The sequence below is a fragment of the Nitrospiraceae bacterium genome, assembly GCA_019637075.1.
GTDB lineage: Bacteria > Nitrospirota > Nitrospiria > Nitrospirales > Nitrospiraceae > JAHBWI01.
On sequence record JAHBWI010000003.1, the window covers coordinates 145,748 to 160,676 of the forward strand.

A 14,929-nucleotide genomic window follows, 5' to 3' on the forward strand; every position below is an offset into this window, starting at 1 on the left:
TGACGGTGGAGAAAATTCTAGCCCTCACCCCTTAGACTGTCAAACGATTGTCGATCTCGCAGGTTGACCAATTGCCTTGTTGTGATGATCATCCTAGAATGAGTGCAACGGAATCACCGTTACCTTGCGAGGCTTGTGACTACATACGACGAAAGGAAATGAGATCATGAAACTGTACCTCGATACAGCGAATGTGAAGGAAATTCAAGAAGGCGTGAATTTGGGGCTCGTAGACGGCGTGACGACCAATCCTTCCTTGGTAGTCAAGGAAGGCCGCAATTTCAGAGAGGTACTGCTTGAGATCTGTAACCTGGTCGATGGTCCGATCAGTGCCGAGGTGGTGTCGCTTGAAGCTGAAGCGATGGTGCGCGAAGGGCGCGACCTTGCAAAGGTCCACAAGAACGTTGTTGTGAAAGTGCCCCTGATTCCGGAAGGGCTCAAGGCAACAAAGAAGCTGGCCGCCGAAGGGATCCGGGTGAATGTGACACTCTGTTTCTCCCCGACGCAGGCCCTTCTTGCGGCAAAAGCCGGAGCCTGGTGCGTATCACCGTTTATCGGTCGACTCGACGATGTGAGTTCGGATGGAATGGAGTTGATCCGTCAGATCATTGCCATTTATACGAACTATGACTTTAAAACCCAGGTGCTGGTGGCAAGCGTGCGGCATCCGCAGCATGTCGTCGAAGCGGCTCTGGCAGGCGGGCATATCTGCACCATGCCGTATAGCGTATTCCAGCAGCTGGTGAAGCATCCGCTGACCGATATCGGCCTCAAGAAGTTTTTGGCCGACTGGGAATCGGCCGGAAAGAAGTAATCGGCGCGGGCGAAACCGTCTGAGCGTTCAGGCGTTCCGGTTGATCTGTCGACGAGCCTCTGCGAAGACGTGGTGGAACATTGGGCGAGTCAGTTTTCCTGTGAAGGTGTTTTGCTGACTTGGGTGATAGGAGCCAAGCAGGATGATACCGGAAGGGAGTGTTATGCTCAGGCCGTGGGCAAACTTCGGCCGAGGCCGCGGATCTCCGAGCCCCAGTTGTCGGCATGCTTTCAAATAGTGATCAAAGGCGATTTTTCCGAGCACAATCACGACGCGAGCTTGCTTCATTAGGGTAATCTCTCTGAGGAGAAAACCCTGGCACGCGGCGAATTCGTCCGGGGTGGGTTTATTGTCGGGTGGCGCGCAGCGAACCGTCGCACCGATGTAACAATCGGTGAGTGCAAGGCCATCCTCCGCGTGGGTCGACGTCGCTTGATTCGCAAAACCAAATCGGTGCAGAGCCTCGTACAACCAATCCCCGCTGCGATCACCGGTAAACACACGACCGGTTCGATTGCCTCCGTGAGCTGCGGGGGCCAAACCCAGTACATACAAGCGCCCACGGGAATCACCGAAGCCGGGTATCGGTTTGCCCCAGTAGGTCCACTCCCGATACTGGCGTCGCTTTTCGCGTGCCACGGATTCCCGGTACTCGACGAGCCGGGCACACGCGCGGCATGCGGCAATATCCGTCTCAAGGATGCGCATATTCGACATGGCGCTTCACTGTACCAAACCCAGGAGTTCCTTGTCCCTTGCTCGCTTCGCTGATAGCATGATCGAGTCAATCCGGACGAAAGGAAAGTGGCGCGATGCACCGATGGTGTAAGGTGACGTTCTTGGCACTGGTTTGTGCCGTGCTTGCGGCGGGTTGGATCACCTCGCGGGCCGAGACGCCGAGTGATGCGAAACCGTCCGTGACTGCACCCACGAAACCTGACGCGGGACCACAGTCCGGAGATGCAACCCGCGAGGGCAACGCGCAGACAGCAGAGCCGGAAGCGGGGACAGAGTTGGAGGATCGGCTCGTCATCCTTCCGGAGATCAAAAGAGAGGGCGAACGGTTTTTTCTGAGCTCATTCAAGCTGCCGGAAAAGCTGACCTTTGCCGGTCAGGAAGTGCCGCTTGATAACTGGCAGGTGCGCGAGCGAGTCGAATACGAGTTCTACCAGTTCCTGGAAGATCAAGGCGAGAGCATCATTCTCGCGAAGCGGACCGGAAGATGTTTCGCTCCCGCCGAAAAGCAATTGGCGGAGGCCGGGCTTCCTGACGATCTCAAATATATGCTGCTGGTCGAAAGCAAATGCATTGCCGCTGCATATTCCAAAGCGAAGGCCTCTGGGCCCTGGCAGTTCATCAACTCGACGGGGCGTCGATACAAACTGCACAGCGATCGATGGCTGGATGAACGGCGGAATCTTGAGATGTCTACGGAAGCGGCGATCAAATATCTTCGCTACCTCAGAGAGTATCAGCAGGGCGATTGGTTCGTCGCGATGGCGTCCTACAACGCCGGCGAAGACCGGGTGAAGAAACTGATGAAGGAACAGAAGGTGCACGACTATTGGCGCATGCACGGGCCGCGGGAAACGATGCGCTACGTCCCTCGCATCATCGCTGCCAAAGAAATCTATTCTCAGCCGGAGAAGTATCTCGGTCTCACGAAGAAAGACCTGTATGCGCCGCTTGAAACCGAAACGGTGACTGTGACCATCAAGGACACCCAGCGGCATTTGACGTCGATCGCCGAAGAATACGGCACCTATTTCCTCGAGCTCAAAATGCTCAACCCTGAGTTCACCAAGGACTACTTGCCAAAGGGCACCTACCAAGTTAAAGTGCCGAGACAGACCTGCCCGAATCGCTGTTTCAAACAGGACAAGCTTCCCTAGCCTACGCAATGGACATCGGTGTCCCGCAACCCAGAGCGCGAGCCATAATCACCAAGCTCGTGCGAGAGGCGTTGCAGGCCGTCGATCCCTACGGTGCCGTCTCGCGGCATGTTTCCCTTACCAGCCGCATCCTTCGCGTGGGGCCTCGCGCATTTGCCCTGAAGCCCAGGAGTCGTGTCGTAGTTGTCGGGGCGGGTAAGGCCTCTGCGAGAATGGCACAAGCCCTCGAAGGTCGGCTTGGGTCCAGGATCGCCGCGGGCGTGGTGGTCGTGAAATACGGCCATACCTTGCCGACCAAGACCATTCGAGTCGTCGAGGCCGGTCATCCGGTGCCGGATGCACCGGGCCTTGCTGCAGCGCAGGACATCCTCAACCTGTGCCGATCCCTTGGCAAAGACGATGTCCTCATCGTTCTGCTGTCCGGTGGCGCATCCAGTCTGTTGCCGTCGCCGGTACCTGGAATCAGTCTGGCGGACAAACAAACGACAACGAAGCTTCTGCTGAGATCCGGGGCGACGATCCAGGAAATGAATGCCGTCCGCAAGCACCTGTCGGCGGTCAAAGGCGGCCAACTTGCCGGAATAACGTCCGCACGAGTCTTGTCACTGATCCTGTCCGACGTGATCGGCAACGATCTTGCCACGATCGGGTCCGGGCCGACCACGCCGGATCCCACTACTTTTCGGCAAGCGAAGGAGATTCTCGATCACTACGATGTCTTCCATACCGTTCCGGCAGCGGTTCGCAAACGCATCACCGACGGTATTGGGCAGCTGGTGCCGGAGACGCCGAAACCAGGTGCAGCCTTGTTCCGCCGTGTTCACAATTGCTTGATCGGCGACAACGAAGCGGCAGTCGATGCAGTGCTTCTGGCGGCCCGCCGTGAAAAACTGAAGACGCTTGTTCTCGGCACGACTCTGACGGGGGAGGCGAGGGACGCGGCCAAATGTTTCGGCGCGCTTGCCCGTGAGATTGATGTCAGAAAGCGGCCGCTCAGGCGTCCGTGTCTCGTGGTGGCCGGTGGTGAACTCACGGTGACGGTTCGTGGTCAAGGCACAGGTGGGCGAGCTCAGGAATTCGCGTTAGCTGCGGCGAGCGAAATCATGGGAATCAGGAACGGTTGGGTAGCCGGATTTGCAACCGACGGCACTGACGGTCCCACCGACGTGGCCGGTGCCGTTGTCGATGGGCAAACCATGGCGCGAGCCGAACGGGCTGGGGTCAGCGTGACGCAGGCATTGCAAGAGAACAACGCCTATCCTCTGTTCCGACAGTTGCGGGGCCACATTCGAACCGGTCCAACCGGCACCAATGTCAACGACCTTTACCTCCTTCTGCTCCTCTAGCTACTATTCCGCAACATGAGACTCGCGATGATTGTTCCCATAGGGGACTGCGGCGATCCATGCCTGGTCGGCGGCAAGGCTGTAGGGTTGGCACGATTGCTGGCGGCAGGCTTTCTCGTACCCTCCGGTTGGTGTCTCACGGTCTCGGCCTACAGGCACTATCTGGATGCGGCTGGGATCGATGCGCAGGCGATCTGGCACCAGCTGCTTGCCGCGACACCTGCGGAGTGTCGCCGTCGTTGTGGAGAATTGCGTGGCGTGTTCAATCAACACCAGTGGCCAGCTGAGTTGACTGGAGCGTGGATGAGCTTTCTTGGGGGGCTGCCATGCGACCCCACGCAACGCTGGGCAGTACGTTCGTCAGCCACGAATGAGGATGTCGTCGAGGCCAGCGCGGCGGGGCTTTACCGCACCTGTCTTGGACAGGCGTTCGATGAGTTGCCGACCGCCATTGCCTCCTGCTGGGCCTCCGTGTGGGATGAGCGCGTGGTCGCGTATGTCAGGGAGAAGGGAGGGACGGATCGCTTTCCCGAGATGGCGGTCGTGATTCAGCCTATGCTCGATGCAAGGGCCGCAGGGGTTGCCTTCTCGCATAACCCCGTGACCGGAGCACGCAATCAAGTGGTGATTGATGCAGTCCCCGGGTTAGGGGAGCCACTGGTCTCCGGCCGAGTCAGTCCCGATCGCTATGTCGTGGAATGGTCGGAGGGGCGAGGTGGAAAGCTCGAGCAGGCGGTTTCAGCCCGGAAGGACAGCGCCCTCCGGCTTACGGCGGAAGGGGTGGCCACGGTCCCTTTGGTGGGGCAAGCAAGACACCATGGAACCCTGACTGAGTCTGAGGCTCTGGAATTGGCCAGCATCGTGAAGCGTGCGGAGCGTCGGTTCGGCAGGGCCATGGATGTGGAATGGGCCTACGAGGGTGGGCGTCTGTGGCTTGTACAAGCGCGGCCGGCGGCAGAAGTCGGGGCTTCTCCGACCGGTGATGACGGATGTGAGTGGTCGCGTGCCAATTTCAAAGAAACGCTGCCCGATGTCCCAAGTCCTTTGGGGATTGCCTTTCTCAAGGAATTCATGGAGGACCACATTATCCGGTGTTACCGGAGCTTGGGTTGTCGCGTCCCTGCAGAATCGTCATCCGTGCGGGTGATCGAGGGGCGTCCGTTCATCAACGTGACCTTGCTGAAGAACGTGGTCGGCCAACTCGGTGGGGATCCCCGAACGGTAGTGGAACAGATGGGCGGGAGGTCAGGTGCGATTGATTTCTCCATCGAGCTCCTTCCGGCATGGACCAGGATCAAGGCCGGTCTGATGATGGAATGGCAAATTAGGCGGGCGGCGCGGCTGGCGCCAGGATGGTTCGGGGTCCTGCGGAGGCAAAGTGAGGAAGCGGTGCGGGAGGATGTGGCTCACGAGTCTCTGCCGGCAATCTTGGATCGACTGGAGCGCCTCGGGACGGTGCTGCAGAAAGGTGAAATGACCTTTGCGATCGTCGCCGGCGTCGCCCAGGGTTTCCAGGTGTTGGGTTGGCTGTTGCCGCCTCTATTGGGAGAAGACTGGCGGCGGTTGTTGAATGGGGCGCTACAGGGGCAGGGCACGGTCATCAGTGCGGCGCAGATTCGGCGGCTCGCGGCCGTGACCGATGCGGCACGATCCGAGCCCCGGTCGCTGGAGTATTTTCTCGAGGAGCCTTGGAATCCTTCGACCTTTCGCGAGCGGTTGGCAAGCACTCGCTGTCTTAGTCTCTTCGAGGAATTTCTGTGCGACTACGGCCATCGAGCGGTGGGTGAATCCGATCTCATGACCCCCCGATTTGCCGAAGCGCCCGGATACCTCTTGAACGTGATCCGCGCCCAATTGTCGAGTCCCGTGCCGCTAGGCGTAGACAAGCGCGAGGGCCCCTCGGGGAATGCGAACGATGCCCTGGCTGAAATACGCCGGCGTTTGGGCAAGCGCCTCGATGTTTGGTGGGCCTTCCGGTATTGGCATAGTCGGCTCTGCCGCTCGCTGGCCTTGCGGGAAGGTAATCGCCATGCATTGATGTACTTCGCAACGGCTTCTCGCCGATTGTTGCTCCAGGCCGGGGAACTCCTCCGTCGAGAGGATCGACTGAGTAGAGCGTCCGACATCTTTTTCCTGACGACCGATGAAGTGAGAGGCCTCAAAGATCATTTTGCCAAGGACTGGCGGCCTCTCGTGTCGACGAGGCAGGCAGAGCGGGCCAAACACCTTTCGCGGACAGTCTCCGATTTTGTCGTCGGTGATCGAGCAGTCGGTGCCTCAACCTCGGTCAACCATGACGATCCCTCCACCGTTTATGGACTTGCGATCAGTACTGGCTGTGTGGAAGGGCCGGTGCGTCACATACGAACGGTGGAGGATTTGGAACTGGTGCAGCCAGGTGACATCCTGGTGACCTCAGTCATCGACCCCGGGATGGCGGCGGTATTTGGCGTTGCAGTGGGGCTGATTGCGGAGATGGGAGGAACGCTTTCGCACGGCGCGATCATCGCCAGGGAATACGGCCTTCCGGCTCTAGTCAATGTGCCCTATGCGACCGGTCTCTTCTCTGACGGTGAGCGTGTCCGTCTCGATGCATCGAGCGGTATCATTCGCCGGCTCGTCCTTATCGTTTGGCCCTGTTTCTTTCATACCTTCCAATATTAACCCCACATTGCTTCGTGGTAGAGTGGCGTTCGTCTGCGCGGCGCTCATGCTGCGGGAAAACTTTGCATGTTGGACCTCGATTCGACGACGTTTCTCACCGGCGCAGGCCTCGGTTTTGCGCTAGGAGGTTTGTTGGTCGGCTGGTGGGCTACCGCACGGGCGCAAGCAAAATTGCAGGCAACGGTTCTCGACCATACCGAGCGGACGCAGCGGGCCGAAGTTCAAGCCGTCGAATTGCAAAAGCGGCTGGATTTGCAGCAGACGGATTCGGCGGCATTGCGGCAAGAATTGACGGAGGCGTTGCAGGCGCGAGCGAAGGCCGAAACTCGCTGGGAAGAAACCCTGCGCCATACGGAAGAACAAAAGGCCTTGCTTACGCAGGCGCGCAAAGAGTTGCAGGACTCCTTCCACGCCCTCTCCGGCGAAGCACTGAAGCACAATAACGAAGCCTTCCTAGATCTGGCTCGCTCGTCGTTCGCGACGCTCCAAGCGGAGGCGAAGGGCGATTTGGCGCAGCGACACCAAGCCATCGACGATCTCGTCAAGCCGTTGGAAGAATCGTTGCGTCGTTACGAGGAACAGTTGCGCCAGGCCGAGCAGATCAGGCAGCGGGAGTACGGCAGTCTGGACTTGCATCTGAAGTTCATGGCGGAGTCGCATCAGCGCCTGCAGCAGGAAACGACCAATCTTGTGAAGGCGCTCCGGGCGCCGTCGGTGCGTGGGCGGTGGGGCGAAATGACCCTGCGGCGGGTGGCGGAGCTCGCAGGTATGGCGCCCCACTGCGATTTCGTCGAGCAGGATTCCGTGGGATCAATGGACGGCCTCCTCCGTCCGGACATGGTCGTGCATCTTCCGGGTGGCCGCCAGATCGTGGTGGATGCCAAAACGGTTCTGGCAGCGTATCTGGATGCCTACGAGGCGCAGGATGATCAACAGCGTCAGGCACATTTACTGCGACATGCGAATCAGGTCCGCACGAGGATGGATGTGCTGAGCCTCAAGGCCTATTGGACGCAGTTCGCCCAGACGCCGGAATTCGTGGTGTTGTTTCTTCCCGGTGAACAATTTTTGGGCGCAGCTCTTGAACAGGATCCCACGCTGATCGAAGATGGATTTGCGCAGGGGGTCGTGTTGGCGACACCTACGACGCTGATCGCCTTGCTGCGCGCGGTAGCCTATGGGTGGCGGCAGGAACAGCTGACCGAACATGCCGAACAGGCCGGACGGTTGGGCAAAGAATTGTACGAACGCATGGCCGTGTTGGCCGACCATCTCAACGACGTGGGGCAGGCCTTGGGCAAGAGCGTCAATGCCTACAACAAAGCAGTGGGATCCATGGAATCGCGCATTCTCCCGGCGGCGCGAAAATTCAAGGATCTTGGGGTGTCTTCTGACAAGGAGATCGCCTTGCTGCAATCCTCCGAGCTGATGCCGAGAACCACCTTGCCGTTTGAGGTTGAGGAAGCGAGAAAGCGTTGATGATCGAGCAGCAATCGATGGTAGAGGAGTTTCACCGTAAGTTCGACATCGCCGTGAGCGCAACGCCGGCCGTGCCGGATGAGGCTACGCGGACCTTGCGAGAGAAGTTGATTCAGGAAGAGTTCGACGAGCTCAAAGAGGCGATGGCGAAAAAGGAAATGGCCGGGATCGCCAAAGAGTTGGCCGATCTCCTGTATGTGGTCTACGGCACTGCAGTCTCATATGGCTTGGACATGGACCCGGTGTTTCGAGAAGTGCATCGCTCGAATCTGAGCAAGGTGGGCGGGTACAAGCGGGCCGACGGAAAATGGGTGAAGCCGCCGACCTATTCGCCGGCGCAGTTGGAACCGATTCTGGAACGGCAGAAGGTGGAAGCCCGGTCTGCATCTACGGCGGCCGCGGATAGCGGGAACGTGAGATGAAGGAACTTCATTGTCCGGCGTGCGGGACGCCGTTTGTGCGAGTGACTTCGGAATCGGGCCTGATGGAGAAGGTCCTGAACCGATTTCACTTGTTCAAGTTCCGCTGCCAGCTCTGCACGAGACAATTTCGCGCCCACCGCCCCGGCAAGCGTCAAACGTCGCAGGAATTCGATCGGCGACAGTATCGACGGTTGCGTGCGAATATCGCTGTCGCGTTGACGATGGAGCAACCTGGCGTGGAAGGGCTGGTTACGGACGTCTCGATGGGCGGCTGCACCATGCTCGCGACGACGGCGTTGCCTCGCGGAACTTTTGTCGAGGTGCTGCTTCGTTCGCCGGCCGGATTGCCGGACATCAAAGTTGAGGCGGCGATGATTTGTTCGATCAGGCCCGAATCGATCGGCGTCAAGTTCCTAGAGTTCCAGCCCGACCACAAGCAGCGGATGGGACAACTCGTCCTCGAACTGCTCGCCAACCAAAACATCCCTCCCAGCGTCTCCGCCTAACTCAGGCCAGGGGCGTTTCCCTCATCGTGCGGCGTCGAAACACACGTCACGAATGACGCTTCACGCTTCTGACCACGACATTGTCGATCAGCCGGACCGTGCCGATGCGGAGGGCCCCGAGGAGCACAACCTTGCCCGTAACGGTGGTGAGGGGCTCAAGCGTGGCCGGATCGCAGCAGGCAAGGTAGTCGATGGTTGCGAGCGGCTCCCGGCGTGCGACCAAGGTCATGGCCTGTTCGATCGCTCGGCCACGGCATTGACCCGAGCGGATGGCGGCCGCGCCTGCCGAAAGCGCGCGGTAGAGCACCGGCGCCGCTCGACGCTGTTCAGGGGACAGGTAGACATTCCTTGAGCTTAGTGCCAGCCCGTCTGATTCCCGGATCGTGGGGTGGACGATGATCTTCCCCGGCAGGTTCAGATCGGATACCAACCGTGTCACCAGGGCCGCCTGTTGGTAATCCTTTTGGCCGAACCATGCGATGTCCGGTTGCACCAGCGACAGGAGCTTTGTGACCACGGTCGCGACACCCTGGAAGTGATGGGGGCGCACCGCGCCTTCCCAGCGGGATGCCAGCGCAGGCACCGTGACGGCGGTTTGGCTTCCGGGCGGATACATGGTCGGGACGTCGGGAAGGAACACGGCATCGACGTCGTGCGCCCGGCACAGCGCCAGGTCTCGCTTGAGCGGACGGGGATATTTCGAGAGATCTTCCTTGGGACCGAACTGCGTCGGGTTGACGAAGATGCTGACTACGACGGCATCACAGCCGAGACGTGCAGATCGGATCAGTGCTGCGTGGCCTGCATGGAGGGCGCCCATCGTGGGAACGAACCCGATTGCCACGCCTTCACGATGCAGCGACCGGCTCCAGGCCGTCAGGGTTGCAGCCGAGCGGATGATGTTCACGAGCTCTGCCCCACGGTTGGGCCTTGGCCGCAGGCAGGACGCGAAGCGTAGCGGGAGTTGGGCTGGGGGTCCATGCGGCGGACGAGTGCGGGATCAATGAGGTCGCGGAGCAACTCGCGCATGGTCCGACCGATCAACGGATGACGCACATCGGGCGCCAGTTCGACGAGGGGCTCCAGCACGAATCGGCGCAGGTGAAGACGCGGATGGGGAATGGTCAGGCCCGGTTCGTTAAGGATGCGATCCTCGTACAGCAGCAGATCCAGATCCAAGGTACGGGGGCCGGATCGGTTCTCGGGATCACGCCCGAGGGCCCGTTCGATTTCACGACACACTTCCAGTAGGCTCTGCGGCGTAATATCGGTCGCGACTTGTGCGGCACCGTTCAGGAACCAACCCGGTCCCGGGGCGGCACCGTCGTCGACCGGCTCCGTTTCGTACAGCGAAGAGACGGCCTCGAGTCGTGAATGCGGCAGCAGACTGAGCAAGGTGACCGCGCGATTGCAGAAATCCACGCGGTCACCCAAGTTCGAACCGAAGCCGATGAAGGCAGTGGCCATTTGAAGATATCGTCAGACGTTGGGCGAAAGACGCGCGACGCAGAACAGGTCCGATAAGGTCTGTTCGGTCGGCTCGCTTAGGCCTGGCGCCTGACGATTCACGATGTTAGAAACCGATTTTCTTGATTCGTTCAACCGCTTCCGCCAAGCGTTCCTTGGTCGTGCAGACCGTCATTCGGATGTACCCTTCGCCTGGGGCCCCGAATCCGTTGCCGGGCGTCGTCACGATGCCCGCTTTCTCCAGGAGATGTGCCGTGAAAGAGGCAGAGGTATATCCCTTCGGCACCGTGACCCAAATGTAAAAGGCCGCGGGCGGCGCATCGACTTCCAGTCCAAGCTTTTTCAGGCCGGGCACCAGCGTATCGCGGCGCTCCTGATAAATCTTGCGAATGCCGTCGGTCACCGAATCGTCCAATCCCAGTGCCGTGATCCCCGCCGCTTGGACTGCCTCGAATACGCCGGAGTCCAAGTTGCTCTTGACCTTGCCGAGACCCGCCAGCACGTCTTTGTTGCCGACGACAAAGCCGAGGCGCCAGCCGGTCATATTGTACGTTTTCGACAACGAGTGGAATTCGACGCCCACGTCCTTGGCCCCCTCGACTTCCATGAAGCTGGCTGGGCGCTTGCCGTCGTAATAGATTTCCGAATAGGCCGCGTCGTGGCAGACGATCACGTGGTTTTCTTGCGCGAACTCGATGACGCGCTTGAAATAGTCTTTGCTCATAATAACCGAGGTCGGGTTGTTGGGCGAGTTCAGCCACATCAACTTCGCCTTCTTGGCCACGTCCTTCGGGATTGCTTTCAGATCAGGGAGAAAGCCGTTGGCCTTGGTCAGCGGCATGATATGCGATACACCGCCGCAGAAGCTGGTGCCGACGGGATATACCGGGTAGCCGGGGCTGGGGACCAGCACGATGTCGCCGGGATCGACGAAGGCAAGGTGAATATGTCCGATGCCCTCCTTCGAGCCGATCAAGGTCAGCACTTCATTGTTTGGATCCAGGGCGACATTGAAACGACGTTTATACCAGTCAGCCACCGCTTTCCTGAAACTCAGCATGCCTTCATACGAAGGATATTGATGGTGCTTCGGGTTCTTGGCAGCCTGGGCTAGGCTTTCGATGATCGGAGTCGGGGTCGGAAGGTCGGGGTCGCCGATGCCCAAATTGATGATGTCCACCCCGCGGGAGATAGCCTCTTGTTTCATCTTGTCGATCGCCGCGAACAGGTAGGGCGGCAATGTTTTGATCCGGTTAGCTGTTTCAATAGGAAAACCTGCCATGTCTTCTCTCGCTCCTTTTCGTGAATAACACTCACACGTTGGCGATTCGTGCTTCGCCGAGCGAACATACTGCTGTCAGCCGTCTGTCAACAGTTGCTCGATTTAGTCAGGTTGCCTAGGTTACTGCAGAGACCGGTTTCCAATCAACGTGGCGAGGCGAGAAGGTGCCCGATCAGGCGATCGGCGAATCGATGGAGGGTGGGGAGTTGGGGCACCGCTGCTGCTCGTACGTCCTGCGCCGCCTTCCCTGCCTTGGTCAGGTCCGGAGCGCATTCACGGCAGAGGCTTTCGATACCGGCCGATTCCATCTCAAGGTGAAACAGCAGACCGTACGCGCGGGCCCCGTACCGGAACGCCTGAAGCGGCGCGACGCTCGAACCGGCAAGCGGGATGCAATTCATCGGTAAGTCGAAAATTTCCCCATGCCATTCGAAGACGTCGAATGATGTGGGTAGTGCCTGAAAGACCGGATCACTTGCCGCTTCGGGAGTAAGTCGGATCGGCGTCATGCCGATCTCCGGTGCCTGTCCTGGCCGGATCGTCGCCCCCAGCGCCTTGGCCATGAGCTGACTTCCGAGACAGACACCGATCATGGGCTGACCGGAATAAAGCGCGGCGCGAATGAAGGCCGTCTCTTCGGCAATCCAGCTATCTGGATCATTTACGGACATGGGGCCACCCATGACGATGAGCAGATCGCCGGGGTCCGGTGGCAAACCCTGCTGCGGGACGAGGTGTTGCTGCAATAGGACGCCGCGTTGGCTGAGGGAAACGGCAAAGGCTCCGGGGCCTTCGAACGGGACATGTTGGAGGCAAACGGCGCGCATGGTGCGGTTCTAAGCCAGATTCGTCTTGGCCATGCAGAGCGTCAACCCGGCTAACCCGGAAAATTGAGGGTGCGTGTTCGGACACGTCCACGAAAGAACATCGAACGTGGTGTACACTGTTTGCCCAACCAGGTCCAGTGTGAACTGTGAAGGCCGAAGCAACGAATCTCCCATTTCGGCAAATATGTGCGAGGGTCAGCCGGTAGTGTCTTGCTGGCGGTCGACGACCTTCACAGTTGAATTGGCCGGGCGAGTCGGGCAATATGAAAATGATGGTCCGATTCGGGCCATCATCGTCATCCACGCTTGAGGTTCACCATGCGAGTCCTGTCCCGAGGGTTGCTGCCTGTATGGTTCTCCCTTCTGAGTGCCTGCGTTTCTGTCCAAGTTGATCCGCTGACGCCGGTGACGTTCGAGCCTCGCGAAGGCAAGCAGGAAATGGCAACCTTGGAACGAGAACCCAACCGCCGTTTCGTGCAGATTGCGCGAATCGTCGCCACGAGCGAACAGGCCAGCGAAGACAGCCTCCGTGACAAGATCATTTCTCGCGCGAAGGATTTGGGGGCCGATGCGGTGGTGTTGGGGCAGGCTGATGTGCGCCGCTCTTCGGACCGCGGCCCCGTCTATCAATCCACGATGGCATCCGGTGTTCCTGGTGCGGTCACGAACAATTCCTACCGCAGCAGCTACTGGAACCCCTTTCGGGCCGATGCATGGACGTTTTCCCAGGGAGCTGGAGGCGGCCAAACGTGGATGTTGCACATGTCCGGCCTAGCGATCCGGTACGTCACGGAAGAAGAGTGGCGTGCCCTGTCTCAGAAGGCCCCCTCCAAACCCTAGCCGCTTCCTGATTCAGGGAACCGCTACCGCCGAGTTGTTCAAGTGAAGTTGGCGGTATCCGGCGGAACATGCTTGCAGCGCCGTGTCGGGAATCCTGCGTCGCAAAATTGTTCGGGAGGGATCGGTTGCGCTCTCTTGTGCGATGAGCGTATTACCTCTGAAGAGTATGCCGCGCCCTCGGTTCACAGGAGGGAGCGATTCTAGCAACGACCGACTGTCGCAGAATGGCACGCGATAGCGTTCGTGTTATGAACACATTGCCGGGAAAAGCATCTACGTATTTTGCGCGCATGCGACAGGCGTTTTGTGTGGACTTGAGTGTCTAGTTTCGCTTAGTATTAAATCGTACGCGTGCTGGGCAGTGCAATATAGCTCTGCGATGCTGCCCCATCGATCCGAAACATCATCGTCATCGGCAGGGTAGCGCCTTCAGACGGCGAACCTGAAGGGGATAGACTTTCTCATTGAACGATTTCGGTGAATGACCGGAAGGGGTCTGGGGAGCCTGTTGACATGCGACACAATACGGCCGGTACCGCACCCTTCAACTCGACTGTCAGACGGGCTATGCCCCATGTTCGTATTCGTCCTTCACGGGGTCTCCTCGATCTGGATCTTTCTGCTCTGTGGGAGTATCGCGAGCTCATCTATACCCTGGTCTGGCGCGATGTGAAGGTACGCTATAAGCAAGCCGTGCTCGGCATCGGTTGGGCCATGTTTCAGCCTGTTGCCACCATGCTCGTCTTCACGGCCGTTTTCCACTATATCGGGAAGGTTCCTTCGGACGGTGCGCCTTATTCGCTGTTCCTGTACGCCGGCCTCTTGCCTTGGTTTTATGTCGCGCAGGCATTGAGTCGAAGCGGAACAAGTCTGATCGGGGATGCGCCCCTGATCAGCAAAGTCTACTTTCCCCGCACGATCCTTCCCCTTGCCGCTACCTGTTCCCCGCTCGTGGATTTTCTGTTTGGCTTCGTCGCATTTCTGGGGCTGATGCTGTGGTTCGGCATCATTCCCGGCGCCAAGATGTTGTTCCTTCCATTTCTGTTGGGGTTGGCGTTCCTGACGACCCTGTCATTGGGGTTGTGGACGTCGGCGATGAATGTCCGGTATCGCGACGTCGGGCACATTCTGCCGATTTTCATTCAGCTCTGGATGTTTCTGTCACCCGTTCTCTATCCGGTGAGCAAGGTCCCCGAAGCGTGGCGGGGGATCTATGCCCTGAATCCACTGGTGTGCGTCATCGAGGGTTTTCGGTGGGCGTTGCTTCCTGGTTATCGGGTGGATTTTCCGGTCTTCTTGCCGAGCGTCGGGATTGTGCTGTTCTTGTTGGTTGGCGGATTGATTTATTTCCGGTCCATGGAACGGACCTTCGCCGATATCATCTGAGTAC

At 59.0% G+C, this 14,929-nt stretch carries 14 protein-coding genes; 9 read left to right on the forward strand and 5 right to left on the reverse strand.

Translation table 11 applies throughout. The annotated features are described in order from the left end of the window. The first annotated feature begins 166 nt into the window (after positions 1-166). The gene (fsa, locus tag KF814_08875; protein ID MBX3236251.1) at positions 167-814 is read left to right on the forward strand and encodes a fructose-6-phosphate aldolase; all 648 of its coding nucleotides are present in this window, start codon (positions 167-169) and stop codon (positions 812-814) included. A gap of 27 nt (positions 815-841) precedes the next feature. Here the strand turns inward: fsa and KF814_08880 are convergent, their stop codons facing one another. Then, on the reverse strand, positions 842-1,531 hold the full coding sequence (locus tag KF814_08880) for a uracil-DNA glycosylase (GenBank protein ID MBX3236252.1): 690 nt from the start codon (positions 1,529-1,531) through the stop codon (positions 842-844). A gap of 95 nt (positions 1,532-1,626) precedes the next feature. Here KF814_08880 and KF814_08885 point away from each other — a divergent pair, with 95 nt between their 5' ends. The 6 genes from KF814_08885 to KF814_08910 all read left to right on the forward strand — a co-directional run bounded on the left by KF814_08885 (position 1,627) and on the right by KF814_08910 (position 9,123). Continuing rightward, positions 1,627-2,706 carry a lytic transglycosylase domain-containing protein gene (locus KF814_08885; protein MBX3236253.1) on the forward strand — a complete coding sequence of 360 codons (1,080 nt, stop codon included), beginning with the start codon at positions 1,627-1,629 and terminating at the stop codon, positions 2,704-2,706. Between the two features lie 8 nt (positions 2,707-2,714). Next, on the forward strand, positions 2,715-4,052 hold the full coding sequence (locus tag KF814_08890) for a glycerate kinase (GenBank protein ID MBX3236254.1): 1,338 nt from the start codon (positions 2,715-2,717) through the stop codon (positions 4,050-4,052). A gap of 27 nt (positions 4,053-4,079) precedes the next feature. Next, positions 4,080-6,716 carry a hypothetical protein gene (locus KF814_08895; protein MBX3236255.1) on the forward strand — a complete coding sequence of 879 codons (2,637 nt, stop codon included), beginning with the start codon at positions 4,080-4,082 and terminating at the stop codon, positions 6,714-6,716. 66 nt (positions 6,717-6,782) lie between these two features. Then, complete coding sequence (rmuC, locus tag KF814_08900; GenBank protein MBX3236256.1) at positions 6,783-8,195, forward strand: DNA recombination protein RmuC; 1,413 nt, start codon at positions 6,783-6,785, stop codon at positions 8,193-8,195. Beyond that, positions 8,195-8,617, forward strand: coding sequence for a hypothetical protein (locus KF814_08905; protein ID MBX3236257.1), 423 nt, complete (start codon positions 8,195-8,197; stop codon positions 8,615-8,617). The genes rmuC and KF814_08905 overlap by 1 nt, the downstream gene beginning before the upstream one ends. Continuing rightward, positions 8,614-9,123 carry a PilZ domain-containing protein gene (locus tag KF814_08910; protein ID MBX3236258.1) on the forward strand — a complete coding sequence of 170 codons (510 nt, stop codon included), beginning with the start codon at positions 8,614-8,616 and terminating at the stop codon, positions 9,121-9,123. The genes KF814_08905 and KF814_08910 overlap by 4 nt, the downstream gene beginning before the upstream one ends. A 46-nt stretch (positions 9,124-9,169) precedes the next feature. On the opposite strand, the gene panC is transcribed toward KF814_08910, so the two are convergent. The 4 genes from panC to KF814_08930 all read right to left on the reverse strand — a co-directional run bounded on the left by panC (position 9,170) and on the right by KF814_08930 (position 12,699). Then, positions 9,170-10,030 carry a pantoate--beta-alanine ligase gene (panC, locus tag KF814_08915; GenBank protein MBX3236259.1) on the reverse strand — a complete coding sequence of 287 codons (861 nt, stop codon included), beginning with the start codon at positions 10,028-10,030 and terminating at the stop codon, positions 9,170-9,172. After that, positions 10,027-10,590: a 2-amino-4-hydroxy-6-hydroxymethyldihydropteridine diphosphokinase gene (gene folK, locus KF814_08920; protein ID MBX3236260.1), complete on the reverse strand. Its 564-nt coding sequence runs from the start codon at positions 10,588-10,590 to the stop codon at positions 10,027-10,029. The genes panC and folK overlap by 4 nt, the downstream gene beginning before the upstream one ends. A gap of 106 nt (positions 10,591-10,696) precedes the next feature. Further along, the gene (locus KF814_08925; protein MBX3236261.1) at positions 10,697-11,857 is read right to left on the reverse strand and encodes an LL-diaminopimelate aminotransferase; all 1,161 of its coding nucleotides are present in this window, start codon (positions 11,855-11,857) and stop codon (positions 10,697-10,699) included. 158 nt (positions 11,858-12,015) lie between these two features. Then, the gene (locus tag KF814_08930) at positions 12,016-12,699 is read right to left on the reverse strand and encodes a type 1 glutamine amidotransferase (GenBank protein ID MBX3236262.1); all 684 of its coding nucleotides are present in this window, start codon (positions 12,697-12,699) and stop codon (positions 12,016-12,018) included. Between the two features lie 318 nt (positions 12,700-13,017). On the opposite strand from KF814_08930, the gene KF814_08935 reads away from it, so the two are divergent. After that, the gene (locus KF814_08935; protein MBX3236263.1) at positions 13,018-13,539 is read left to right on the forward strand and encodes a hypothetical protein; all 522 of its coding nucleotides are present in this window, start codon (positions 13,018-13,020) and stop codon (positions 13,537-13,539) included. A 567-nt stretch (positions 13,540-14,106) separates the two neighbouring features. Continuing rightward, positions 14,107-14,925 (forward strand): ABC transporter permease, encoded by an 819-nt coding sequence (locus KF814_08940; protein ID MBX3236264.1) that lies wholly within the window; start codon positions 14,107-14,109, stop codon positions 14,923-14,925. Positions 14,926-14,929 lie beyond the last annotated feature (4 nt).